This window comes from Terriglobia bacterium (assembly GCA_020072565.1).
Classification (GTDB): domain Bacteria; phylum Acidobacteriota; class UBA6911; order UBA6911; family UBA6911; genus JAFNAG01.
In genome coordinates this window covers 276,758-301,055 of record JAIQGI010000007.1, presented here as the reverse complement: position 1 = coordinate 301,055, position 24,298 = coordinate 276,758, and the positions used below count along the sequence as shown (strand labels likewise).

The following is a 24,298-nucleotide window of genomic DNA, read 5'->3' as shown; positions in this document are numbered from 1 at the left end:
GCGCCGATTACTTTGAACGCCTTCACCGAGACCGAATTCGTCGATACCATGTAAAAAGACTTGAGCATCTGGGCTACAAAGTAAAACTAACGGAAGAGGCTGCCTGAGCCTAAGAATTTTCGGAACAGAGGGCGCAGAGGACGCAGGGGGGCTGATGCATTAGACCATGGGGCAACGAGTTTTCAAGTTCGGCATGCGCCTTTGCCACCCATGCGGAGGCGGCAAAAACGCATGCCGCGGCATCCCTCTTTTTTCTCTGCGTTCTCCGCGCTCTCTGCTTCGAAAACAGCTCTCCTGATGAACATCGTGGTCGTGATCGTGATCGTGGTCGTGATCGGCTTTCTTTGATATCCATAAACTACCGATCACGATCACGAGCCATGACAGAAGAGGCACGGCGGTAAATTGCCATTTTCATGCGTCGTAGGGTGCGCCCGAAGCGCATGAGAGGCTGTTCCGAAAATAGACAAATCGGTATCGGAATCGGGATTGTAATCGCTATTGCCATCGGAACTCTTAGCCGGCAAAGGCCGATAGCGACCGCGATAGCGATTGCGATACCGATCCCGACGTTCACCAACCGGATAACATGAGCTTTTCATGCGTCATAGGGTGCGCCCCGGCGCATGAGAGACTGCGTTGAGATTTTTGCATTCGTATGACCGCTCGCGCGCCGAAAAACCTTGACCAGAGATCATTGGGTATGTATTCTGATTATTTGAGTTACGCTCGGATTACCACCCTCTAGCCATCCCAAATTTGCTTTGCAAAATCGACGATGGACGCGTAGGGTAGCGGGATTGCGAAGTCCAGGGTTTTTCTCTGCCCCTCATCCGGCATGGGAGTGAGCCTATGTTATTCAGCTTTTCGAGTGTCCTGATGTTCCTGGCGGTCGGCCTTGTGGTTCTGGCGATCGCGCTGGTGCTGTCACGACTGCTTCAGCCGGCAGGCAAGGACGCGACCGACAAATATATCCCTTACGAGTGCGGAGAAGTTCCCGAAGGATCCGCATGGATCCGTTTCAACATACGCTTCTATGTCTGCGCCTTGATCTTCATCATTTTTGATGTGGAAATCATCTTCCTCCTGCCGTGGGCGGTCGTCTTCAAAACGCTCGGCCCGTTTGCTTTTGTCGAAGGGCTCATTTTTATCGGGATCCTTGCCATCGGTCTGGCGTATGTCTGGAAAAAGGGTGATCTAGCCTGGATCAAGCCGGAAGACGTGAGCGATATGAAGCGCTAGAGCAGGCGGCGTCTTTCGGGCCGGGGAGAGTGGTTTTGAGGAGATCGCGATGGGAGTCTTAGAAGGTAAATTTGAAGAAAACGTTTTCATCACGTCCTTGGACTGGCTCTTCAACTGGGCCCGTTCCAATTCGCCGTGGCCGCTTTCGTTCGGTCTTGCCTGCTGCGCGATTGAGATGATGGCAACCGGCGCTTCCCGTTACGACCTGGCCCGGTTCGGCGCGGAGGTTTTCCGCGGGACGCCCCGCCAGGCGGACGTGATGATCGTGGCGGGGACGGTCACGCTGAAGATGGCGACGCGCATCAAGCGGCTTTACAACCAGATGCCGGAACCCAAGTATGTGATCTCGATGGGGAGCTGCGCGAACAACGGGGGGCCATATTGGCAGTATGGCTATCATGTACTGAAGGGTGTTGATGAAGTCATCCCGGTGGATGTCTACGTCCCCGGATGTCCGCCGCGTCCGGAATCTCTCCTCGAGGGGCTCATGCAGCTGCAGAAGAAGATCCGGCAGCACACGATGGCGAAAACGCATAAAAATGAAGGTGCCGCATGAAAGCAGAAGAGATTGCCGCGCTGCTCAGCGAAAACTTCGGTGCGAAAATCCTGGAATCGAAGGTCGAGGGCCTCAATCCCTGCAGCGTCGTGGAACCTGCGGAGATCCTGGCGGTATGCCGTTTCCTCCGCGACGACGAACGTTTGCGGATGGATCATCTCGAGTGCCTCGCGGGGGTCGATTACAAGGACCGGGTTGAAGCGGTCTACGTCATCTATTCCATGAAACACCGGCACCGTTACGCGCTCAAGTGCCGCATGCCCAGGGAGGCTCCCAGGCTGCCTTCGGTTGAATCGGTCTGGGGCGTGGCCAACTGGCACGAGCGCGAAGCCTTCGACATGATCGGGATTGTGTTTGAGGGGCACAGCGATTTGCGCCGGATTCTCCTTCCCGACGACTGGGAGGGATACCCGCTGCGCAAGGATTACAAGTTCCCCACAAGCTATCGGGACATGCCCGTCTAGGAGGACCGATGCAAGTAGAGTACAGCGGCGATGTCATGACCTTGAACATGGGGCCGCAACACCCCTCCACTCACGGGGTGCTGCGCCTCGAGCTCAAGACGGATGGCGAGGTTGTCGCCGAGGCGATCCCCCATATCGGTTATCTTCATCGATGCTTCGAAAAGCACGCCGAAAACATAGAGTACCCGGGTGTGGTTCCGTTCACCGACCGCATGGACTACTGCGCCGCGATGAACATGGAACTCGGCTACGTCCTGGCCGTCGAAAAGCTCATGGGGATCCAGGTAAATAACCGGGTCCGCTGCATCAGGATCATCATGGCCGAACTGAACCGCATCGCGAGCCACCTGATTGCGGCCGGCACCTATGGAAACGACATGGGATCGTTCACTCCGTTCCTGTGGTGCTTCCGCGATCGCGAGACCATCCTGGACCTTTTCGAGGAAACCTGCGGCGCCCGCCTGCTTTACAACTACAACTGGATCGGCGGTTTGATGTGCGACGTCCTGCCGGGATTCGAGAAGAAGGTCATCGACTTCATCGATTACTTCGAGCCGCAAGTGGACAACCTGAACACGCTGCTGTCGGACAACTACATCTTCATCAAGCGTACGGCAAATGTGGGGATCATGTCTCCCAAGGTGGCATTGAGCTACGGCGTCACCGGCCCGAATCTGCGCGGCAGCGGGGTGAAGTTCGACGTCCGGAAAGACGAGCCTTATCTGGGATACGAGGAGCTCGACTTCAACGTCCCGGTCGGCCTGGGCGAGCATGGCCCCGTGGGCTCCTGCTGGGACCGGTACATGGTGCGCATCCGCGAGGTCAAGGAGAGCTGCAAAATCGTTCGGCAGGCCGTGGCCAGGATGACGCCGGGGGATGTGCAGGAATCGATTCCCAAGCGCATCAAACCGCCTGCGGGAGAAGTCTATCACCGGAGCGAGTGTCCCCGCGGAGAGCTGGGATACTACCTTGTCAGCGACGGCAGCCTCAAGCCCTATCGCGTCAAGGTGAAATCGCCTTGTTTTACGGTGATGAGCGCCTTCCGCGAGATCAGCCGCGGGGCTATGATTGCGGACATCATCGCGATTTTGGGGAGCCTGGACGTGGTTTTGGGGGAAATAGACCGATAAACGGTTAAGGGCAAAAGTTCAACGCTGAGGGCGCTCAGAAATGGGTGTTATGGAGGCCGCGGGAGCTCTTGGTTCCTCTGTGTGCTCCGCGGCGTCTGCGTTGAGACTTTTCGAGGGAAGTAGATGGAATCCATCGCACAACTCCTGGAATTGATACCGAAATATGATGTGCTTCCGGAGCTCCTCCGGGCGTCGATGCCTATGCTGGTGAGCAGCCTCGTCATCTTCGGGCTCTTATCGCTCGTGGTTCTGTTCCTGGTGTGGTGGGAGCGCAAGATTTCGGCTCACATGCAGGACCGGCTGGGTCCCATGTACGTAGGGGGCTGGCACGGCTGGGCCCAGACGATTGCGGATGCGATCAAGCTCCTTCTCAAGGAGGACATAGTTCCGGAGGCAACCGACAAGGTGCTGTATAAGATGGCACCCTTCATCGTGTTTCTCGGCGCCTTCGCCGCCTTCGTGGTGATCCCTTTCGGGGCTTCTTCGATCGTGTCGGACCTCAACATCGGTATTCTCTACATCCTCGCGGTCGGCAGCCTGGCTGTGGTTGGCATCATGATGGCGGGATGGTCGTCGAACAGCAAATATTCGCTCTATGGCGGGATGCGGTCGGTGGCGCAGATCGTCAGCTATGAGATCCCCGCGGCGATGGCGATCATGACGGTCGTGATCCTCACCGGCAGCCTTTCCATGCAGGAGATCGTCAACGCACAAAAGGGCGGGATTCAGAACTGGTTCCTCTTTAGAAATCCGTTTACGTTTCTGGCGTTTTTCCTCTACTTTATCAGCTCACTGGCCGAGGTCAACCGGACCCCCTTTGACATTCCGGAGGCGGAGTCGGAGCTGGTCGCCGGCTATCACACGGAATACTCCGGCATGCGCTTCGCGTTTTTCTTCCTGGCCGAGTATGCCAACATGATCGTGGTCGCCGGCGTTGCCACGACACTGTTTCTGGGCGGCTGGACTCAGGTTCTTCCGGGCGCGCCGGACTCGCAGCTCGTTCCCGGCCCCATCATGTTCCTTGTGAAAGTGATGGCGCTCATTTTTGTGCAGATGTGGCTGCGCTGGTCGCTACCGCGACTGCGCGTGGACCAGCTTATGTATTTGTGCTGGAAAGTGCTTCTTCCCGCCTCGCTGGTGCTGGTTGTGGGAGTAGGCTGGCTGGCGGTTTATTGGAAGTGAAGTTTCGCAGAGGCGTGATATGAGGGCTTATTTCAGGGATATCGGGCTTACGATGGTTACCGTGGCCCGTTCGATGTGGGTGGCGTGGCTGCACCTCTTTACCCGGGCGGTTACGCTCCAATACCCGACCGAAAAGTGGGACATGCCGGAACGGACGCGGGCGCGGCTGTTCAACAAGATCGAGGACTGCATCGGCTGCGGCCAGTGCGCGCGTGCCTGTCCGACGGACTGCATCACGATCGAAACGGAGAAGCGCGGCAAGGATGAACCCCCGGTCTTTGCGTCCGACGGCACGGCGATCAAACTGCGTACTTATGTGTTCGACATCGACATGACCCTCTGCTGCTACTGCTCCCTTTGCACCTTTCCATGCCCGACCCACTGCCTGGTGATGACCAAAGAATACGAGTATTCGGCCTACGACAAAAACGAGCACATGTACCACTTCGCGGTGGACAAACCGATGTTTGCTAAACCCTCCAAAGAAGCTCCGGCAGACAAGGGCTGACTTTATGGACACCAATATTCTGATCCAGATTGTCTTTTACTTCTTTGCCGCCATGACGGTTATCTCGGCGGCCATCGTCGTATTTGCCAAAAACCTGATCCACTCCGCCTTCGCACTGCTGTTTACCTTCTTCGGCGTTGCCGCGCTGTACGTTTTCCTGGGCGCTGATTTTCTCGCTGCGACGCAGATGGTGATTTATGTGGGCGGAATCCTGGTGCTGCTGATTTTCGGCGTCATGTTGACCCACAAGCTCTATGACCTCAAGCTGAAAGCGGAAACCTATCAGTTCTGGCCCGGCCTGGTTTTGACAACCGTCGTATTCCTCACCCTGGCCGTCGTCATGATGAGAACGACCTGGCATAACGGAGGAACCGCGGCATTGAATCCGACCACCGGGGCGATCGGAGAGCTGTTCATGAAAGAGTACATCCTTCCGTTTGAACTCGCCTCGATCTTTCTGCTCATCGCCCTCATCGGAGCGGCAATGATCGTCAGGAGAAGATCCGAATGATCGGTTTAACCCAATATCTCATCATCAGCGCTGCACTTTTTTCGCTGGGCATTATGGCGGTCCTGACGCGCAAGAACGCCGTCAACGTCCTGATGGGCGTGGAACTCATCCTGAACTCCGCGAACATCAATCTGGTGGCCTTTTCCAGGTTTTCAGCCGCAAATCTGAATGGCCAGGTGTTTGCCATTTTTGTCATCGTCATCGCTGCCGCCGAAGCTGCCGTCGCCCTGGCTATCGTTCTTTCGATGTACAGGCTGCTCAAGTCGGTGAACCTGGACAAGGCTGACACGCTCAAGGGATAGCTCATGAATCCACAGATTCTGCAAGACATGCACGCGTTCTACCCGGAGATCACCATCGCCCTGACGCTGCTCGCAGTCATCGTCGTGGATCTGGCAGCGCCCGGGATCCGGAAAAGCGCGACGTTCCTGGTCAGCGCTCTCGGCCTGCTGCTCGCGCTCGCCTTCACGGTCCCTCTTGTGGGCGCGCCGCAGGGCACGCTCTTTTACGGCATGGTGGCGCTGGATCCGATGGCGGTCTTTTTCAAAGGCTTTCTGATTTTCACTTCGTTTTTGATCCTGCTGGCGGCACCGGGTTCCAGGGAGATCTCCAAGCAGCATATCGGTGAGTTTTATACGCTCCTGCTGGGCGTGACCCTGGGAATGATCCTGCTTGCTTCCGCTGTCGACCTGCTGATGCTGTTCCTGTCTCTGGAAATGGTATCGCTGAGCAGCTACATCATGGTCGGATATCTGAGCAATGAGCGGCAATCGAACGAGGCATCGCTGAAATACCTCCTGTTCGGGGCGGTATCCACGGGCTCGATGCTGTACGGCATCACGCTGCTGTTCGGCATGACCGGGACGACTAAAATCGCCCAGGTTCGCGATGCATTAGCCCAAGGGACCGCAGGCGGGAATAACTCTGTGATGCTGCTGGTTGCCACGGTGCTCGTCATGGCCGGATTCGGTTTTAAAACCGCTTCCGTCCCCTTCCACTTCTGGTGCCCAGACGTTTACACGGGGGCTCCCACTCCTGTGACCGCATTCCTGAGCGTGGGCCCCAAGGCCGCGGGATTTGCCACGCTTATCCGATTCTTTTACGGCGGGCTCTCGCACACCTCCGGCGCCGCACCCTGGGGTTCTTTGGCGTCCATCAACTGGACGCTGCTGGTGCTGATGATCTCCGTGGTCACGATGACGCTCGGAAACATTGCCGCTTTGCGCCAGGACAACATGAAGCGCATGCTGGCGTACTCGTCAATTGCCCATGCCGGCTATATTCTCATGGGGACGGTGGTGCTTTCGTCGCAGGGGCTGCAGGCGGTTCTCGTCTACCTGATCACATACCTGTTCATGAATCTGGGCGCATTCCTGATCGTGATTGAGATCTTCAACCGCACGGGGAGCTTCGATCTGAAGGACTATCGCGGTCTCTGGCACAGATCCCCGTTCCTGACCATCTCCATGACGATCTTCATGCTGTCGCTCATGGGGATCCCTCCCTTCGCCGGATTCTTCGGCAAGCTTTATGTTTTCGGAGCGGCCGTCAATCGCGATCTGGCCTGGTATGCGGTTGTGGGGGCGCTCAACAGCGTAATAGCCGTCTATTACTATGCACGCGTCATCAAGACGATGATCATCGATGCCGAAGCGGAAGGGGTTCAGAGAGGAGTGATACGGCTCTCATGGACCAGCCAGGCCCTGGTGTGGGTTATGCTGCTGCCCACCGCGGGCCTTATGCTCTTCTGGGACCGCATCCAGCAACTTACCAGCAACTCCATGCACCTCTTTTTCGGTTAGCAGCCTCCAAAATCTCGACACAGAGCAGCCAGTTCTCCGCGCCCTCTGCTCCCTCGGCGTCGATATTTAATACAGAATGACATAACTTCTGCCGCCTGCTATCTGCATTTCGTGAGGCACACATAAGAACCGGGAACCGCCTCTTGGTGACCGCCAATGTAATTTTGTTGTCATTCGGGCCTTGAGAACCATCGTTTCAAAACACCCCGAGAGTTGTCGCACGCTGGAAATGATCTTACGCTTGCTGCATTATCTTTGATGCTTTGTATAGATGCCCATTAGTCAGGGATATAGCGCCCGGTGTGGAGATAGTTCATTACTACCGTGGTTCCTAATGCGGTCAGCGAAGCGAGACGATACTTCTCCTCCTCGGACGGCAAATTCAATCCCAATTCCCGGGAGCGCTGGAAGAACTTGATGATTACAGGAGCCACGACCTTCTCTCTCGCTCCTGTCCAGCTCGCGATCGTTGCGATCAGAAACCGGCGGTTTCTGCGGATAAGATCCTTCGCCGGCACGTATTTGTTATGCCCGTTGGATTGAACCGGGAAAATCCACTTCAGATCCTCGTCGTAAATCCCCAGCGCGTTGTCCTTGTAATCATCGAGATTTTCGCCGTAGTACTCGATGAGAGTGTAAGTCTTGGCATGGAAGGGAGAATCCAGGGGCCCTGCGACCACATGGGGCTTCTTGAACCTGATCGTCTGCATCACGTGGTCGACATATTCCAGCTTCTTCACGGCCGGCCAGTTGCGATAGGCCACGCGCCAGTTCGCGCGGGGCGTCAGCCAGACGGCGAAAGTCTCGGCAAAGTCCTCGTCCGGGTGAGCCTGGGCGTAGTACCTGGGGTCCCCCTGGCTTCTGACATAATTGCGGCTGTACGGGTTAAACTTAAACTTGAAGTTTTCCGGGTAAGTCTTGTTGAATTCACCAAAAACTTCCTTCCATTCCTGCGTGGCATACAGCTGGTAGGCGTAGTTGATGGCGTGGCCGGTCTCATGCCTCAGGAGGCACATGAGGTCGCCTCTGTCGTAGGCAGTGTAGCCCATTTCCTTTTCGATGCGCGTCAGCCTGTTGTCGGCAAGATGAAAGGGAATCCCGATGATGGGAACGCGATCAGGGCATCCCCACTCGTCCCCCTCGCAGGTGAAGTAGTAGCGCGGGCGAAACTGGAGTTTTTTCAGGGCCAGTTCATCGTAAAGTTTTTGTATGCAATGAGATAGCATCGTGTCTACGAAATTCAGTTCGAGATCGCAGACGCGCGAGGTCAGCAGAGCGTACCTTTCGGTTTCCCAGTTATCTTCATACTGCAGGGCGGAATGCATCTTACCTCCAACCGGTTACACCGCAATCGGTTCCGGCAGGGTGTCGGAGCTATAAGAGTCAAATCTCCTGGGCTGGGACTTACGAAAAGCCGGGTGCGCGGCCGCGATCATCCGAATCCTGCAGACCCGACACCATCTTCTGCCAAGCCATTTATTTACAATGATTTATAAATATCTTCCTGGGAGTTGTAGAGCGGGTCATCCCATGGTCCGGCGGAGCATACCGGACAATGGAATTATAAGCACATTGCCGAGCAACGGTGAAGAGAATTTTAAAGTGGTGGTCGATAGATTCTATGCTTCGATGGAGCGGCGCGCAAAGCCTGTGGCCCCGTTTTCAGTCACTGCCGATTTTTTTCGGCTGCTCCGGAGTGAGAACGCGGATTTCCGATGCCACGCCGTCGAGATCGATGCCGTCCTTGCTGGACTTCTTGAGTTCCCATTTGACGTTGACGATGCTGTAGTGGGAGAGTTCCTTCAGCTCAGCGGCCTTGCCGTCGACGGTGATTTTGGCGGTGGACGCGTCGAGAATGTACTTCGGCTTTCCCGGGCTTTGGGAAATGAGGATCATCTTGTTGCCTTCGGCGAGTGAAAGCAGCCGGTATTGTCCCGATTCCAACGCCATCAGCGTGACCGGCACGAGCAGCGCGACGATCAAAAACAGTCCTGATTTTTTCATATCTCCCCCTGAGTATTTTAGGCGCCGGCGCCCGTGCTGGCAAGTACCCTATAAGCAAACGATCAACGGAGAGGGCGCAGAGATCGCGGCGACCGCCGATGCACCCGCAGCCATTTCTTCTCAGCTATCCCAGCGATCTCTGCGCCCCCTGCGTTGAGCTGTTTAAACCTGTGATAATTTGAACTATTATCTGAGTTTCTACGTACCAATGGAAACAAAAGTGAGGTTCCCTTGATCATCGATCTCGACAACATCACTGTCGAATTTGGCAAGCAGCGAGTCCTGGACGGTGTCGGCGTCCAGTTCGAGGGTGGGTCCATGGGACTCCTGGGACCCAACGGTGCCGGGAAGAGCACCCTCCTCAAGACTCTGCTCGGTTTCATCCAACCGCTTACTGGAACCGGGACTGTCCTCGGACTGGACGTTCTCTCGAAGCAGCTCAGCATCCGCCAGAAGGTCGGATACATGCCCGAGAACGATTGCCACATCCCGGGCATGAACGCGGTCACCTTCGTTGCCTACGCCGGGCAGCTCACCGGGATGAAGCCCAAGGATGCCATGCGGCGCGCCCACGAAATTCTCTATTATGTCGGGCTCGGGGAGGCCCGCTATCGCAACGTCGAGACCTATTCTACGGGCATGAAGCAGCGCATCAAGCTGGCTCAGGCCCTCGTTCATGATCCGCAGCTGATCTTTCTCGACGAGCCGACGAATGGGCTGGATCCGAAGGGGCGGATTGAAATGTTGGAGCTGGTCAAGGACATCTCAACTTCCAAAGGGATTCACGTCATACTCTCGTCTCATCTGCTCCCCGACGTCGAGTGGGTATGCAAGGATGCGCTCGTGATTCACAAAGGCCGGCGGCTCGCCTCGGGCAGGATTGAGGATTTGAAGCGCGGCACGGGAGCAATTTTCGAATGCCGCGTGAAGGGTGATGCCAGTTCGTTTCGCAGCGAATTGGAGGCTCTGGGTTGCCAGTGCCTGGACGGAGTGGATGGCAGTATCCGGATCCGCATGCCGGGGGAGCTCAACAGCCATGTCTTGCTCGAGGCCGCCCGCAACCGGCAGGTCCAGATCCGCCATCTTGTGCCGTTGCGGCACTCCCTCGAGGAGGTGTTTCTCGAGGTCATCGGCGAGCAGAAATGAAAAAGCTCAACGCGGAGCACGCGGAGGGTGCAGAGAGATCTTGAGTTTCTGCGGTCTCCGCGTGCTCTGCGTTGAGCTTTCGGGAGTGAAATAAATGCCGATCCATGATCTCAGCTATCAGCATTGGGCGGGCGAATGGACGTCGCACCCGTATCGCTGGTGGGTTATCACCAGGCAGGGAATTTCCCTGCTGGCGAAGAAGAAGAGCTTCCTGGTGCTGCTGTTTCTCGCCCTGATACCGTTTCTGGTGCGCTGCGTGATCCTTTACGGCGCCGTAGTGATGGGCCGGATCGCGATCATGAAGATCGACGCCGCCTTCTTCGAGGGTTTTCTCCGCTGGCAGTTGTTCCCCACCTTCCTCATCACGATTTACGCCGGCGCCGGTCTGATCGCCAATGACCTCAAGGCAAATGCACTGCAGATTTATCTTTCGAAAGCGATCACGCGTCGCGACTATCTGATCGGCAAGCTGGGCGTCGCCGTGTTTTTTGCCGGCCTGCCCACGCTGATACCCGCGTTGCTGCTGTTTCTGCTGGCCGCGGCCTTCCATTCCAGTCTCGAGTTCCTGCAGCAGTATTCCTGGGTCGTGTTGCCGATTATCGGCTACTCGCTGATTATCATTTTTGTCAACGCGCTCGTGATGCTCGCCCTGTCCTCCCTAAACCGGAGCAGCCGGTTCGCGGGCATCTTCGCGGCTGCGGTGGTCTTTTTCAGCATGATCCTGGAGAGCGTCCTGAGCGCGCTCCTGCGGACGGGAGCGGTCGCCTGGGTGTCGGTCAAGAATGACGTGGTTCAGATCGGCGACGTTTTGTTCGGCAGCCCGCTCAGCTATCCGGTGTCCCCCTGGGTCTGCGGACTGGTTCTGGCCTTTCTGATGGCGGGCAGCACTTGGATCATCCATAGCCGGGTCCGGGCAGTGGAGGTGGTGAAGTGACCGCGGTTGTCGAGGGGCGCACGGTGTCGAAATGGTATGGCCAGGTGATTGCCGTCAACAACGTCACCTTCACGATCGGGGAGGGAGTCATTGGGCTCCTGGGCCCGAACGGCGCAGGCAAGTCGACGCTCATGAAGCTGATCACCGGGCAGCTGCGGCCGAGCCAGGGCGAAGTCACGATGTTCGGAGCGCCCATCTGGAACAACTATGCGCTGTTCCATCGCGTCGGATTCTGTCCGGAACAGGACTCATTCTATGAGCGCATGAGCGGTGCGGAGTTTTTGGCGGCGCTTTTGCAGATGCATGGGTTTCCCGAAGCGGAAGTTGCGCGGCGCGTGGATGCAGCGCTCGAGACGGTCAAGCTCTCCTATGCTCGCGACAAGAAGATCGGTGCCTACAGCAAGGGGATGCGGCAACGTATCAAGCTGGCTCAGGCGATCGCGCACGACCCGGAGGTTCTCATCCTGGACGAGCCTCTGGCGGGCATGGATCCGGTGGGGCGGCACGAGATCATCCAGATGGTGCGTCAGTGGGGGCGGGCGGGGAAATGCGTAATCGTCTCGAGCCACATTCTGCACGAGATCGAAGCCATGACGCCGACGATCCTGCTCATGCACAACGGCCAGGTGCTTGCGGAGGGGAATGTCCATCAGATCCGCGATCTGATCGACAAGCATCCACACAGCATCTACATCCGGTGCTCGGCGCCACGGCAGCTGGCGGAATTCCTGGTAGGCTTTCCGGACGTGGAGAGCGTAAGGTTCAATCCCGACGGGAATGCGCTGACGGTGGAGTCGCGCAAGCCGGATGATTTCTACCGGCGCCTGCCCGGGCTGATGCTTGACCACGACGTCGAACTCGAGGAGATCACCTCGCCCGACGACAACCTGCAGGCGGTTTTCCATTACCTGGTGAAGTAGGAGAAAGCATGGCGGGATCCATCAGTCTGCGGAAGGGCTTTCGCGACATAAAAACGATTGCTTATCTCACCCTGGATACGCTCTTCTGGAGTAAGAAGACCCTTTTTGTCCTGTTGCTCTCCCTGATCGTACTCGGGCTTGCCGTGGTCGGGAGAGTGGTCCTGACACTGAATCTCGTCCCCACGGCCCTGCCATCCTCGCAGGTGTTCGGCACCCTGATGGCAACGGCCGTCATCCGCTTTCTGGTGATCTTTGTCACCCTTTTCTATGGCACAGCCTTGATTTCCGAAGAAGTGGAAGGGAAGACCCTGACCTATCTCTTCATGCGCCCGATTCCAAAGCCGACGATCATGCTGGGAAAGTTCCTGGCGCTGATCTGGATCGGCGCGATCATGGTGCTTCCTACCGTGCTTCTCAGCTACCTGATCCTGTACCTGCGTTCGGATATGCTGCCGTTTTTTCAGGACCTGCATGTGTTGGTGCGGGATATCGGCATCATCCTCCTCGCTCTGCTGGCCTACGGCTCGTTATTCAGCCTGCTCGGTGCCTGGCTGAAGCATTCGATTCTGGTCGGCCTTGCTTACGCTTTTGGTTGGGAAGGTATCCTGGCCCTCCTCCCCGGTTTTACCCGGAAACTGACCATCACGCACTATATCCAGTCGATTTTCCCCCATGAGGACACGCTCGGCGCCATCTCCATGTTGATCGGGCAGCGCACCGATCCGGTGGAAGCCATTGTGACGCTGGTGCTGCTGACCTCTCTTTTCCTTGCCACCGCCAGCCTGATGGTGCGTGAAAAGGAATACGTTCTCGAACAATAGGGCGGACTCTGAGCGATCAATGCCGGGGGTGCGGAGGGGCGCAGAGAAGAAGCGAATCTGCTCTGCGTGCTCTGTGCCCTCTGCATTGATATTTGCTTTGAAATGGCGGCTTCGCACATGGTATCAAATTGCGTGCACAAGGTATTGTTGTCCTGCCTGCTTGGGTTTTGTCTGGCTCCGCCTGCGGCAGCCAAGACCACTTTCGTGGTTTTTCCCCTTGAAAATCAGTCCAGAGTGCAGACCCTAAGTTGGATCGGAGAAGGGCTCGCCATCGCAATCTCGGAAGAGATGCAGATGCCGAACATTGAGACCATCAGTTGGGAAGAGCGGGTCAGGTTCGTCGAGTCCTCCGACCTGCCGCCGAACACGCCGCTGAGCCGCGCCAGCATGATACGCATAGCTCAGAGGGCTGCAGCCGACAAGATGGTGTTCGGGAGCTACACGGGGACGGAGGACAATCTTCGCATCGTACTCCGTGTGCTCGATGTCAAGTCTCTCCGGATGGGCGGGGAGAAGGTGGCAAATGGGCCGCTCACGGCGCTGCCACAGCTCGAAAACGAACTGGCTTGGGAGATCCTGTCCGATGGCGGATGGAACGGCATACTGTCGCGGGCCGACTTCAGGGCGCGGACCAGAACCGTGCCGAACAAGCCCTACTCCAGCTTCATTGCCTGTCTATCGGTTACGGACGAAGAAGAGCGTTCCAAATTGCTGCTGAAAACGGTCGAGCTATACCGGAACTTCCCGCAGGCTGCTTTCCTGCTTGGAGCCCACTACTATCAAAGCGGCGACTGCCTCAAGGCGATTCCATACCTCAAGCAGGCATTAACGGAAGCACAGAATCTTCTCGAGACCGAATTCATGCTGGGCACCTGCTATCTGAAGCAGGATAACGCGGCAGAAGCCATCCAGGCTTACAGCGCCTTCATGGGACGGGATCAGGCGCTGGAAGTGCTCAACAACCTGGGGGTGGCCTACCTGCGCAGGGGAGACTATCCTCTGGCGGTCCAGAATCTGATCGAGGCTCGCAAAGTGGCAAGGACAGACGTGACGGTGGGGCTGAACCTCGCACTCCTGCGGCATATCGAAGGGGACGAAGCTGCCGCGTTGGCTGTTCTCGAAGAACTTGTCAGGTCGCACCCGGAGCAGGGAATTGTTCAGTACCTGTACAGCCTGGCTCTCAGCAGTCGCGGCGAGGCAGAGAAGGCGGCCGCTGCCCTCGAGCAGGCGCAAAAGCTCGGTATTGACCCGGAGAAGATGAAACGGCAGGATCCCCGGAACTGGGCCCGGATTTTCCCTTCGTGGACCCGCCGCCCGGGGCTGGCGTGGGCCGGCGCGGTGAAGATCACTGGGGCCACGATCGATAGGAGCGGCGCTAACCGCCAACGCCATTGACAAGGCTCCTTCTCCCCCATAAGATATGCTCCCGACAGTGCCGAAGTGGCGGAATTGGCAGACGCGCTAGGTTCAGGGTCTAGTGGGCTTAAGCTCGTGGGGGTTCGAGTCCCCCCTTCGGCACCACCCGCCAAAAGCAAAAGCTAGCCACGAATGACACGGATAATATCTAAGCAGAGAGATCGAGCGCCGAGGGCGCGGCACTATTGAAATTTCAGGTGCCGCGCCGTCGGCGCTCGGTTTTTCATCCGGAATCGAATCCCGGCCTTACGGCCGGGCCTATTCAATGGCGGCCCTTCGGGCCTGAATGACAACAAAATTCCACTGACGGGTACCAAGAGTCAGTTCGAGGTTCTTGTGTGTGCCTCTCGGATTTCAGATAACATACAACTGCCCAGCATGCGGAAGAAGTGAGCCGAATCCTGCCTTCCAAAAACTCGTGCATTCGTGGCTCGCTTTTACACCTCACTTGATCACCTGGGCCGGCACAGCGGACAGGGTTTTCAGGTCGCGCGTGCCGAATACGGAGTAACCGGCGATTCCCTGATCCGCGTTGATACGGATGTATCCGGAGGTGCGGCTTTGACCCACGAGCCGGGGGAAGATCTGGTCGAGCACCTTGGAAATTCTCTGCCGGGCAGGGATTGTTATGATGAGCGTGTTGTCCAGGCTGCCGTCTTCCTTGTACAGGTTGATGGTAGCAGTGGCGGCGACGCTGTTTGGATTCATGAGCGCCAAACCCATGAAATACGTCGCATCCGAGGCCACGTGGCTGAATACCAGGGAATTCTGCAGCGTAGCCTGGAGGGGAAGGGCGGTCGTAAAAGTGAGGCGAGCCGGGTCACCAAAGACGACGTTCCCCGCGATTCTCGGGCCGCTGCTCACTATTTCCAGATACCCCTGGATTGTCTGGTCCCCGGCGCCGGTGAAGAAGGACTGATCAGAAATGTAGGCCTTTCCGTTCGCCAGGATGGGCAGAGTCTTGGTCGCCCCGATCTGCGCGCCATCATCTCCGACGAGCCGCAGAGTCAGCATTCCATCGGTGCTGTCGAGATTGATGATCGACAGGGTCGAACGATAGAAGCCGCCGACGGCATACTGCGGACAGTAAAGCCTATACGCTCCGGAATTCACATCGAGTCCGTTCAGGCCTTCGACGTCCTGCGCGACTTTGCCCAGCAGTTCGAAGGGTACGACGTACCCATCGGAGGTGACGCGTACGTAGTCGGATCCGTCCGGGACTGAGCTGGGGAAGAGAGTTGCCAGAGATTCAGCTACGACGCCCAGCGCATTCACTGCCCGAGACGCTGAGTCACGGATCATGCCGTTGGACTGTACAAGCTGGAACGTAATGTTTGCCGAAATGGTGTCCGGATTGGCGACATGAAGATCGGTGAATCCTTGATCCTCGATCTCCGGGAACACAAACTGCTTCAGGAAGGTGGATGTGACCGGTGCTCCGTCCATCATCGACAGGCTGGCGTTGAATGTCAGCGTGAACCCGGTCACCTGCTTGATGCTGCTGTCAATATCGATCCAGCCGATAGCATGCTTATCGGGCAGGCCGCTGCCGAACAGCTCCACATCCATGATCGCCAGCTGCGCGCCGGGGGGGATGACCCGCTGGATTGGATTGGTGATACTCGCACCGGAAATCACCTCCCCGGTCCGGTCATAGGCCGTGAAAGTCACAATGGCAGGAACATCGCTGAGGTTGGCGATAGCAATCCCCGTGTATTCGCTGTTGTCCGATGATCCACCGTTGGCCGCAGGGGTCGTATCGCTCGTTCTGGTTTCCAACCGTGGGTACACGAGCTTCAACTCCGCAAAAGACGGCGTTTGGAAGCTTCCCAGGTCAGACGCGGCAAACTGCCCGTATGACTCTGAATAAACGCGGAAATAGTAGGTGGTGCTGGACTGCAGATCGGTCAGATCCAGAGCGTGGGAGGTCACCATGCTGGTGTAAAGGCTGGTCGAGAGACTGCAGTCGGGGGTGGTCCCATACGCCACTCGTGAATTCGCCGCAACGTTGGTGGTCCAGGAAACCGTGGCGTGTTGAGGGGTGACTTGGGAGACTGTGATGCCGGAAATTGCCAGTGAGCCCGTGCCCGTCGCGGCGGTCTTGAACGTGAAGTCGCTGGATATGGCGAGATTGCCGGAGGAATCCGCGGATTTTACCCGGAAGTGATACGTCGTATTCGCAGCCAGGCCGGCCACCGTCTGTGAATGCGAGGTAACCATGTTTGAGTTGAGCGTGGTCGAGCGGCCGTAGGCGGTGGTGGTTCCGTAATCGACCTGTGAAGTCGAGGCCTCGTTGGTTGTCCAGGCGATGGTCGCGCCGGAGCTGGTCACGTTGGAACTGGTAACCCCGGAAATGATCGGTGTTCCCGTGTCAACCGTCGTGAAGGTAAAGTCGCCGGAAGTTGCCAGGTTGCCGGCGCTGTCCCGGGATTTAACTCGATAGTGATAGGTTATGCCTGAGGCGAGGCCCTCCAAACCCCGAGAATGCGAAATGACCATGCTCGCGTTTAAGGAGGTTGAACTGCCGTAGGCGGTGGTGGTTCCGTAGTCTACCTGCGAATCGGCGGGCTCGTCGGTGATCCAGGAGATGATCGCTACCGTCTGGGTGACACCAGAACTGGCGACCGCTGAGATTACGGGTGGCGTCGTATGGCCGGAGGATGACAGTACCGTCACGACTCCATCGATCCCGGTCGTGGGCACCGTGTTCCCGTTAGGGTCCGAAGATGTGATGTTTATGATGGCAACCGGAATGGCCCCGGCAGGTGCTCCGCCGGCAATTGTGAGGCGCACAACCGCAACAGAACCCGCTCCGATGGTGTTTGCATTCAGACCGAATACCAGGACTCTGACCCCGCCGCTGACGACGTTGGCGGAAGCGCTCTTTTGTGCGGCAGCGGCTGCCGTCCCAGTGGTCGTCGAAACGTGGCTGAGGGACGATGATAGCTGCAAATCGAACTGGAGCGTGGAGACGCCGACGGATCCGGGTGTGAGGCTCACGGCAAGGTCGACGCTGGCACCGGCGTTACCGCTGGCCGATCCGACGCCAAGTGTCGCAGAGGCTTGAGGCGAATATCCGAGCGCGGGGACGGAAGGGGCCAGACTGCACCCCACGATTGTCATTAGTACAATGATTGAATGAATTGTTTTAGTGCGCCCAACCGCCTGAGTGCCCAAAGGACGACGGGTCTCGAACATAGCAGTCTCCTTATAGCATAGATCCGGTGATATTCATATCGCGCGCCCAGGCCGATTGAGTGCGTCACCCGTCACAATTCGGGAGATTTCGGTGGATCATGCAGGGTAAGCAACTTCGCAACGCAGAGGACACGCAGGCCGCAGAGAATGGACAACATAATCCGGTTTATTCATGAATGAATGGCAGAAATGGATCTTTGGACCCTGAAAGACGCAGACGGACGCCGACCGTTCTGCTCTTGTCAGCGTGCAGGGGCTCTTGCCGCCCCGCAGGTGTCAGCGCCTCGCGCTGATCGTGCTTCTATCGGCGTCCAATTCCCTGGTTTTTTCTGCCTGCCATCCAGCTTCATGAATAATTCAGGTCAATAACGTCTCAGCGAACTCAGCGCCCTCTGCGTTGGGCTTCTTTGCCTGTGCCTAACCGTCAGCGCAGGATCTGCGCCGGTATTGCGGACAGCGTCTTGAGGTCGCGTGTGCCGAATACCGAGAAGCCGGCCACACCCTGGTCCACAGTGACCCGGACGTACCCGGAAGTGCGGTTCTGTCCGGCAATCTGGGGAAAGAGCTGATCGAGCAGCTGACACAGGCGCTGGCCGGCCGGGATCGTCGTATTGACGCTGGCCTCCAGGGCGCCGTCCATCCTGTAAAGGTCGATGGTGGCCACCTGCTCCGCATCGCTCGGGTTCACTAGGGCGATACCCATGAAATAGGTGGTGTCGGAGGCGACATGGCTGAAAACCATGGAATCCACCAATTCGGATACGAGTGGAAGAGCGGTTATGAATGTCTTGCGATCGGGGTCACCAAAGACAACGGTTCCTGCAATTCTTGGCCCGTTGCTCTCGATCTCGACATAACCCTGAATGGCACTAGAGCCCGGGATGGCGAAGAACGACTGATCCGAGATATAGACCTTTCCATTGCCCACGATGGGCATGATCTTCGTCGGCCCGATCTGTGCACCGTCATCCCCGATGAGCCGGAGGGTCAGGGTCCCGTCCGAGCCGTCGAGATTGGTGATGGACAGGGTTGAACGGTAGGCGCCGCCGACGGCGTACTGGGGGCAGTAAAGCATGGTTGCGCCCGTGCCCACGTCGAGCCCATTCAGGCCCTCGATGTCCTGCGAAACCTCTCCCAGCAATTGGAAGGGGACAACGTTCGCATCGGACACGACGCGAATGTAGTCGGTAGCGTTCGGCGCAACGTCGGGGAAGAGGGATGGCATGGATTCGGCCACTGATCCCAGAGGATTGACTGTGCGGACGGCCGTGCAGCGGAGCATGCCGTTCGATTGCACGAGCTGGAACGTGACATTGGCAGGGCTAATGTTCGGATTGGCCACATGGAGTTCTGTGAAACCCTGATCTTCGATCTCGGTGAATACAAACTGCGTCATGGTGTCAGGGGAGATCGGCGCACCGTCTATCATCGAGAGGCTGGCGTTGAAGGTGATCGTGAAACCTGTTACCGCGTCGATGCTGCTCTCGATGTCGATCCAGCCGAAGGCGTGCTGATCCGGAAGGCCGCTGCCGAACAGTTCTACATCCACGATCGCCAGTTGCGCACCCGGAGAGAGAACCCTTTCGACCGGGTTGGTAACACTCTCTCCGGCAATCACGGCGCCGGTCTCATCATGAGCCGTGAAGGTAACGACGGCGTCGGTGGCGCCGAGGTTGGCAATCGCAATCCCAGTGAATTGGCTGTTGTCCACGGGTTCGCCGGCGGCTCCGGCGGCGTTGCCGGTCGCATTCGTTGCCAGGCGCGGGTACACGAGCTTGAGCTTTCGGGACGGCGTGGTATGGAAGCTGAATACTCCAGCGGTGCCAAGGGCTCCGGCGGCGTTCTTGGACTGCGCGCTGAAATAGTAGGTAGTGTCGGGAAGAAGGCCGCTCAGGCCTTGAGAGTGAGACGTCACCATGGTCTTTGAGAACCTGCCCGTGCCCTCGCACCCGTTTGTGAGGCCATAAAGAACCTGCGTAGTCGAGGGGACATCGGTATCCCAGGTGACTGTCGCTCCTTGTGAGGAGATTTTGGAGACGGCAACTCGGGAAATTACAGGAGCGGCAGTGGAGGCGTTCAGGGTCGTGAAGGTGTAGTCGGGCGATGTGGCGCGGTTGCCGGCGGCATCTTTGGACTTGGCGCGGAAATGATAGGTTGTGGCGGCAGTCAGGCCGCTCACAGTTTGTGAGTGCTGCGTCACCTGGTTCGGATTCAGCGTGGTCGACTTGCCATACGAGGGGGTCGTTCCGTAATCGACCTGCGAATCGGAGGCTTCGTTGGTTGTCCAGACGATGATCGCGCCTGAACTGGTAACGCCGGAACTGGCGATGCCGTAAATGACCGGCGGAGCCGTATCCGGGGCCGCGGCGGTGGTAAAGACGTAATCGGCGGAGATTCCCAGATTGCCGGCAGCGTCCTTGGACTTGACGCGATAATGATACGTTGTGCTGGGGCTGAGTCCCATAAGTGTCATTGAGTGCGAGGTAACCCGAAGGCCACTGAGCGCGGTTGATGCGCCGTAGGATGCCGTCGTTCCATAGTCGACTTGGGAATCGGAAGCCTCGTTGGTCGTCCAGGCGATGGTAGCTCCCTTATTGGTGACGTTGGCGCTCGCGACGCCGGAAATAATCGGCGGCGTCGTATCAGGCGCAGCCAAGGTCATAAAGGTGAAATCGCCCGAAGTCGCCAGATTGCCGACCGCGTCCTTGGATTTGACGCGGCAGTGATATGTGGTGCTGCCCGTTAGTCCCGTCAGAGCCATGGAGTGAGATGTGACCATGTTCACGTCAAGCGTGGTCGAGTTGCCATAGGAAGTCGTGGTGCCGTAGTCGACCAGGGAGTCCGAAGCCTCGTTGGTAGTCCACTTTATGGTTGCTCCCGTGCTGCTGACATTGGAGGTGAAAACGCCGGAGATCATGGGGGCGGTGGTGTCCGGCGCGGTGGCAAAGGTATAGTCGCCGGAAGTGGCCAGGTTGCCGCCAGCGTCTTTCGACTTGACGCGGTAATGATAGGTGGTGCTGGCCGTGAGACCTGTCAGAGGCGCGGAGTGAGCCGTAACCCTGATGATGTTGAGTGTGGTCGAACTGCCATAGGCGGTCGTGGTTCCGTAGTCCACCTGAGAGTCGGAAGCCTCGTTGGTAGTCCACTTTATGGTCGCTCCCGTGCTGGTGATGCTGGAACTGGCCACGGCCGAGATTACGAGCGGAGTCGAGTCGGAGGTTGCAAAAGTGAAATCACCGGAGGTTGCCAGGTTTCCGGCGGCGTCCTTGGATTTGACGCGATAATGGTAGGTAGTGCTGCCTATGAGTCCGGTCAGGGCCTGCGAATGGGCTGTGACCATGCTCGTGTTGAGTGTGGTCGAGCTGCCGTAGGCGGTCGTCGTGCCATAGTCCACCTGGGAGTCGGAAGCCTCGTTGGTAGTCCACGTGATCGTTGCGCCCGTGCTGGTGATGCCGGAGCCGGTCACGCCCGAAATCACAGGTGACGTCGTGTCGGGAGCTGCCGCGGTCGCGAACGTGAAGTCGCCCGAAGTTGCGAGGTTTCCGGCGGCATCTTTGGACTGGACGCGGTAATGATATGTGGTGCTGCCCGTGAGTCCCGTCAGAACCGTGGAGTGGGATGTGACCAAGTTCACGTCTAGCGTGGTCGAGCTGCCATAGGCGGTGGTGGTTCCATAATCCACCTGGGAATCGGAAGCCTCGTTAGTCGTCCAAGTAATTGTGGCGCCGGTCGCGGTCACGCCGGAACTGGCGACGGCGGAAATCAGCGGCGGAGCCCCATCAGCGGTCGTGAAAGTAAAATCGCCTGAGGTTGCCAGGTTGCCGGTGGCGTCCTTGGATTTGACGCGGTAATGATAGGTGGTTCTGCCTACGAGTCCGGTCAGGGCCTGCGAATGGGCGGTGACCATGCTCGTGTTGGGTGGGGTCGAGCTGCCGTAGGCGGCGGTGGTCCCGTACTCAACCTGGGAATCGGAAGCCTCATCGGTTGCCCACGCGATAGTTGCGCCCGTGCTGGTTATGGCGGAACTAGCCACGGCGGAGATAATCGGCGGTGTCGTGTCCGGCGAGGCGGTGGTCGCAAACGTGAAGTCTCCGGAGGTTGCGAGGTTGCCGGCGGCGTCCTTGGATTTTACGCGGTAATGATAGGTGGTGCTGCCGGAGAGCCCGCTCAAGGCTTGGGAATGTGAGGTGACCATGCCTGTGTTAAGGGTGGTGGAACTGCCGTAGGCGGTCCCGGTCCCATATTCCACCTGGGAATCGGAAGCCTCGTTTGTATTCCAGGTAATCGTGGCGCCCGTGGCGCTCACACCGGAACTGGCGACGACGGAAATTACGGGCGGAGTTCCGTCAGCGGTCGTGAAAGTAAAATCGCCTGAGGTTGCGAGGTTGCCGGCGGCGTCCCTGGATTTGATGCGGTAATGATAGGTGGTGCTGCCTACGAGTCCGGTAAGGGCCTGCGAATGGGTGGTGACCATGCTCGTGTTGGGTGTGGTCGAGCTGCCGTAGGCGGCGGTGGTCCCGTACTCAACCTGGGAATCGGAAGCCTCATCGGTTGCCCAGGTGATAGTGGCGCTCGTGCTGGTGATGGCGGAACTGGCCACGGCGTCGATAATCGGTGGCGTTGTGTCCGGTGCAGCTGTGGTCGCAAACGTGAAGTCTCCGGAGGTTGCGAGGTTGCCGGCGGCGTCCTTGGATTTTACGCGGAAATGATAAGTGGTGCTGCCGGAGAGCCCGCTCAGGGCTTGGGAATGTGAGGTGACCATGCTTGTGTTAAGGGTGGTGGAACTGCCGTAGGCGGTCGTGGTCCCATATTCCACCTGGGAATCGGAAGCCTCGTTTGTATTCCAGGTAATCGTGGCGCCCGTGGCACTCACACCGGAACTGGCGACGGCGGAAATTACGGGCGGAGTTCCGTCAGCGGTCGTGAAAGTAAAATCGCCTGAGGTTGCGAGGTTGCCGGCGGCGTCCCTGGATTTGACGCGGTAATGATACGTAGTGCTGCCGGAGAGCCCGCTCAGGGCTTGGGAATGTGAAGTGACCATGCTTGTGTTGAGGGTGGTGGTGCTGCCGTAAGCGGTCGTGGTTCCATAATCCACCCGGGAATCGGAAGCCTCGTTGGTCGTCCAGGTGATGGTGGCGCCGGTCGCGGTCACGCCAGAAGTGGCGACGGCGGAAATCACGGGCGGAGTCGAGTCGGAGGTCGTGAAGGTGAAGTCTCCGGAAGTTGCGAGATTGCCGGCGGCGTCCTTGGATTTTACGCGGTAATGATAAGTAGTGCTGCCGGAGAGCCCGCTCAGGGCTTGGGAATGTGAAGTGACCATGCTTGTGTCAAGGGTGGTGGAGCTGCCGTAAGCGGTCGTGGTCCCATAATCCACCTGGGAATCAGAAGCTTCGTTTGTATTCCAGGTAATCGTGGCGCCCGTGGGACTCACACCGGAAGAGGCAACTGCGGAGATCACCGGCGGCGTCGTGTCGGCGGGCGGCCGCACGGTCAACGCGCCATCCACCGGGGTAATCGCCACGGCGTTCCCTGACGGATCCGAAGCGATCAGATTTGAGATTGTTATCGGAATTGATCCAGCCGGTGTCCCTGGTGCGATCATCAGGGTCACGATTGCCACGGGCCCGGCGCCGATGATGTTTTGATTCACGTTGAAGACCAGTAAGCGGGCGCCCCCGCTGATTGCGTTGCCTGAGGCGGTCTTCTGGGCTGCTGCGGCGGCAGAGCCGGTTGCTACAGATCCGTAACTCAGTGAGGATGAATACAGCAGGTCGAATTGGAGCGTGCAGACATTCATTGAGCCGGGTGCGAGGCTGATGGTGAGGTTTACACTGCCCCCGGCTGTGCCACTGGCTGATCCCATCATGAGGGTGGCGGAAGACTGTGGCGGATATGCCTGTCCGGTGCTCGCTACCCCAAGAAGGAGCGCCAGCGCTGCTATGAGAGCGAGTGCTGCATTAAGGATATTAGAGCATGGGACTTCGCGGGGAACTGAAGGACAGTGGAACGTACACATCGCGATCTCCTTCCCGCCAGGACTGCGCCTCTCGGCTGGGGGGATCGCTTGATGCGGTATGTGCAAGTCAAAGCGCCTGCGCGACAGCATTATTGAGGGTCTGAACTCGGCCTCCTGCCGCCACGTTTTGGAGTTGCTGCGCGCAAATTGCAGATCGAATCTTCCTGACGATAGAAATCCTGGGCTGAAATACCAGCCGAATTAATCAATCAGATGCCCGGCTTTGATCGTATCGACGGCCCATATCCATCATATTGGTCACCCGTCACCAATTCGCGTGTTCCCGGCGAAGGCTGAGGCCTGCCGCGGCGTGCCACTTCCACCACCGCGCCCTTCGGTTAATGCGTGCTAAACCCACGGCTTCTGGTGGTGCGACCCGTGGCAGGCTCAGCCATTCCGGCGAGCCGTGGGTTAGTGCCAGCCCCCGCAGGGGCGGCCGCAGCCACCA

Annotated in this window: 18 protein-coding genes and 1 tRNA gene; 15 read left to right on the top strand and 4 right to left on the bottom strand. The window is 57.9% G+C overall.

Annotation, left to right across the window (positions count from 1 at the left end):
* The first annotated feature begins 852 nt into the window (after positions 1-852).
* From LAP85_06590 to LAP85_06550, 9 genes are all read left to right on the top strand, one after another.
* Positions 853-1,242: an NADH-quinone oxidoreductase subunit A gene (locus LAP85_06590; GenBank protein ID MBZ5496054.1), complete on the top strand. Its 390-nt coding sequence runs from the start codon at positions 853-855 to the stop codon at positions 1,240-1,242.
* Positions 1,243-1,291: 49 nt separating this feature from the next.
* Entirely contained in the window at positions 1,292-1,798 is a 507-nt protein-coding gene (locus LAP85_06585; protein ID MBZ5496053.1) for an NADH-quinone oxidoreductase subunit B, read from the top strand.
* Positions 1,795-2,262 carry an NADH-quinone oxidoreductase subunit C gene (locus tag LAP85_06580; GenBank protein ID MBZ5496052.1) on the top strand — a complete coding sequence of 156 codons (468 nt, stop codon included), beginning with the start codon at positions 1,795-1,797 and terminating at the stop codon, positions 2,260-2,262. Before LAP85_06585 ends, LAP85_06580 begins: the two co-directional genes overlap by 4 nt.
* An 8-nt stretch (positions 2,263-2,270) precedes the next feature.
* A complete protein-coding gene (locus LAP85_06575; GenBank protein ID MBZ5496051.1) occupies positions 2,271-3,392 on the top strand; it encodes an NADH-quinone oxidoreductase subunit D in 1,122 nt (373 codons plus the stop codon).
* 123 nt (positions 3,393-3,515) lie between these two features.
* Positions 3,516-4,574, top strand: a complete 1,059-nt coding sequence (gene nuoH, locus LAP85_06570) for an NADH-quinone oxidoreductase subunit NuoH (protein ID MBZ5496050.1) — start codon at positions 3,516-3,518, stop codon at positions 4,572-4,574.
* Positions 4,575-4,593: 19 nt separating this feature from the next.
* Positions 4,594-5,082 (top strand): NADH-quinone oxidoreductase subunit I, encoded by a 489-nt coding sequence (locus tag LAP85_06565; GenBank protein MBZ5496049.1) that lies wholly within the window; start codon positions 4,594-4,596, stop codon positions 5,080-5,082.
* A gap of 4 nt (positions 5,083-5,086) precedes the next feature.
* Positions 5,087-5,593, top strand: a complete 507-nt coding sequence (locus tag LAP85_06560) for an NADH-quinone oxidoreductase subunit J (protein ID MBZ5496048.1) — start codon at positions 5,087-5,089, stop codon at positions 5,591-5,593.
* Positions 5,593-5,895 (top strand): NADH-quinone oxidoreductase subunit NuoK, encoded by a 303-nt coding sequence (gene nuoK / locus LAP85_06555; GenBank protein ID MBZ5496047.1) that lies wholly within the window; start codon positions 5,593-5,595, stop codon positions 5,893-5,895. Before LAP85_06560 ends, nuoK begins: the two co-directional genes overlap by 1 nt.
* 3 nt (positions 5,896-5,898) lie before the next feature.
* On the top strand, positions 5,899-7,395 hold the full coding sequence (locus LAP85_06550) for an NADH-quinone oxidoreductase subunit N (GenBank protein MBZ5496046.1): 1,497 nt from the start codon (positions 5,899-5,901) through the stop codon (positions 7,393-7,395).
* A 278-nt stretch (positions 7,396-7,673) separates the two neighbouring features.
* On the opposite strand, the gene LAP85_06545 is transcribed toward LAP85_06550, so the two are convergent.
* The gene (locus LAP85_06545; GenBank protein ID MBZ5496045.1) at positions 7,674-8,720 is read right to left on the bottom strand and encodes a putative zinc-binding metallopeptidase; all 1,047 of its coding nucleotides are present in this window, start codon (positions 8,718-8,720) and stop codon (positions 7,674-7,676) included.
* Positions 8,721-9,057: 337 nt separating this feature from the next.
* The gene (locus LAP85_06540; GenBank protein MBZ5496044.1) at positions 9,058-9,399 is read right to left on the bottom strand and encodes a hypothetical protein; all 342 of its coding nucleotides are present in this window, start codon (positions 9,397-9,399) and stop codon (positions 9,058-9,060) included.
* 231 nt (positions 9,400-9,630) lie between these two features.
* Here LAP85_06540 and LAP85_06535 point away from each other — a divergent pair, with 231 nt between their 5' ends.
* From LAP85_06535 to LAP85_06510, 6 genes are all read left to right on the top strand, one after another.
* A complete protein-coding gene (locus tag LAP85_06535) occupies positions 9,631-10,545 on the top strand; it encodes an ABC transporter ATP-binding protein (protein ID MBZ5496043.1) in 915 nt (304 codons plus the stop codon).
* Positions 10,546-10,639: 94 nt separating this feature from the next.
* Positions 10,640-11,479, top strand: a complete 840-nt coding sequence (locus tag LAP85_06530) for an ABC transporter permease (GenBank protein ID MBZ5496042.1) — start codon at positions 10,640-10,642, stop codon at positions 11,477-11,479.
* Positions 11,476-12,399, top strand: a complete 924-nt coding sequence (locus LAP85_06525; GenBank protein ID MBZ5496041.1) for an ABC transporter ATP-binding protein — start codon at positions 11,476-11,478, stop codon at positions 12,397-12,399. The genes LAP85_06530 and LAP85_06525 overlap by 4 nt, the downstream gene beginning before the upstream one ends.
* Before the next feature lie 8 nt (positions 12,400-12,407).
* Positions 12,408-13,220, top strand: a complete 813-nt coding sequence (locus tag LAP85_06520; GenBank protein ID MBZ5496040.1) for an ABC transporter permease subunit — start codon at positions 12,408-12,410, stop codon at positions 13,218-13,220.
* Positions 13,221-13,337: 117 nt separating this feature from the next.
* Entirely contained in the window at positions 13,338-14,615 is a 1,278-nt protein-coding gene (locus LAP85_06515) for a tetratricopeptide repeat protein (GenBank protein ID MBZ5496039.1), read from the top strand.
* 39 nt (positions 14,616-14,654) lie between these two features.
* A tRNA-Leu gene (locus LAP85_06510) sits at positions 14,655-14,741 on the top strand.
* Between the two features lie 339 nt (positions 14,742-15,080).
* Here the strand turns inward: LAP85_06510 and LAP85_06505 are convergent.
* Complete coding sequence (locus tag LAP85_06505) at positions 15,081-17,834, bottom strand: hypothetical protein (GenBank protein ID MBZ5496038.1); 2,754 nt, start codon at positions 17,832-17,834, stop codon at positions 15,081-15,083.
* Positions 17,835-18,258: 424 nt separating this feature from the next.
* A complete protein-coding gene (locus LAP85_06500; GenBank protein MBZ5496037.1) occupies positions 18,259-23,850 on the bottom strand; it encodes a fibronectin type III domain-containing protein in 5,592 nt (1,863 codons plus the stop codon).
* Positions 23,851-24,298: the final 448 nt, after the last annotated feature.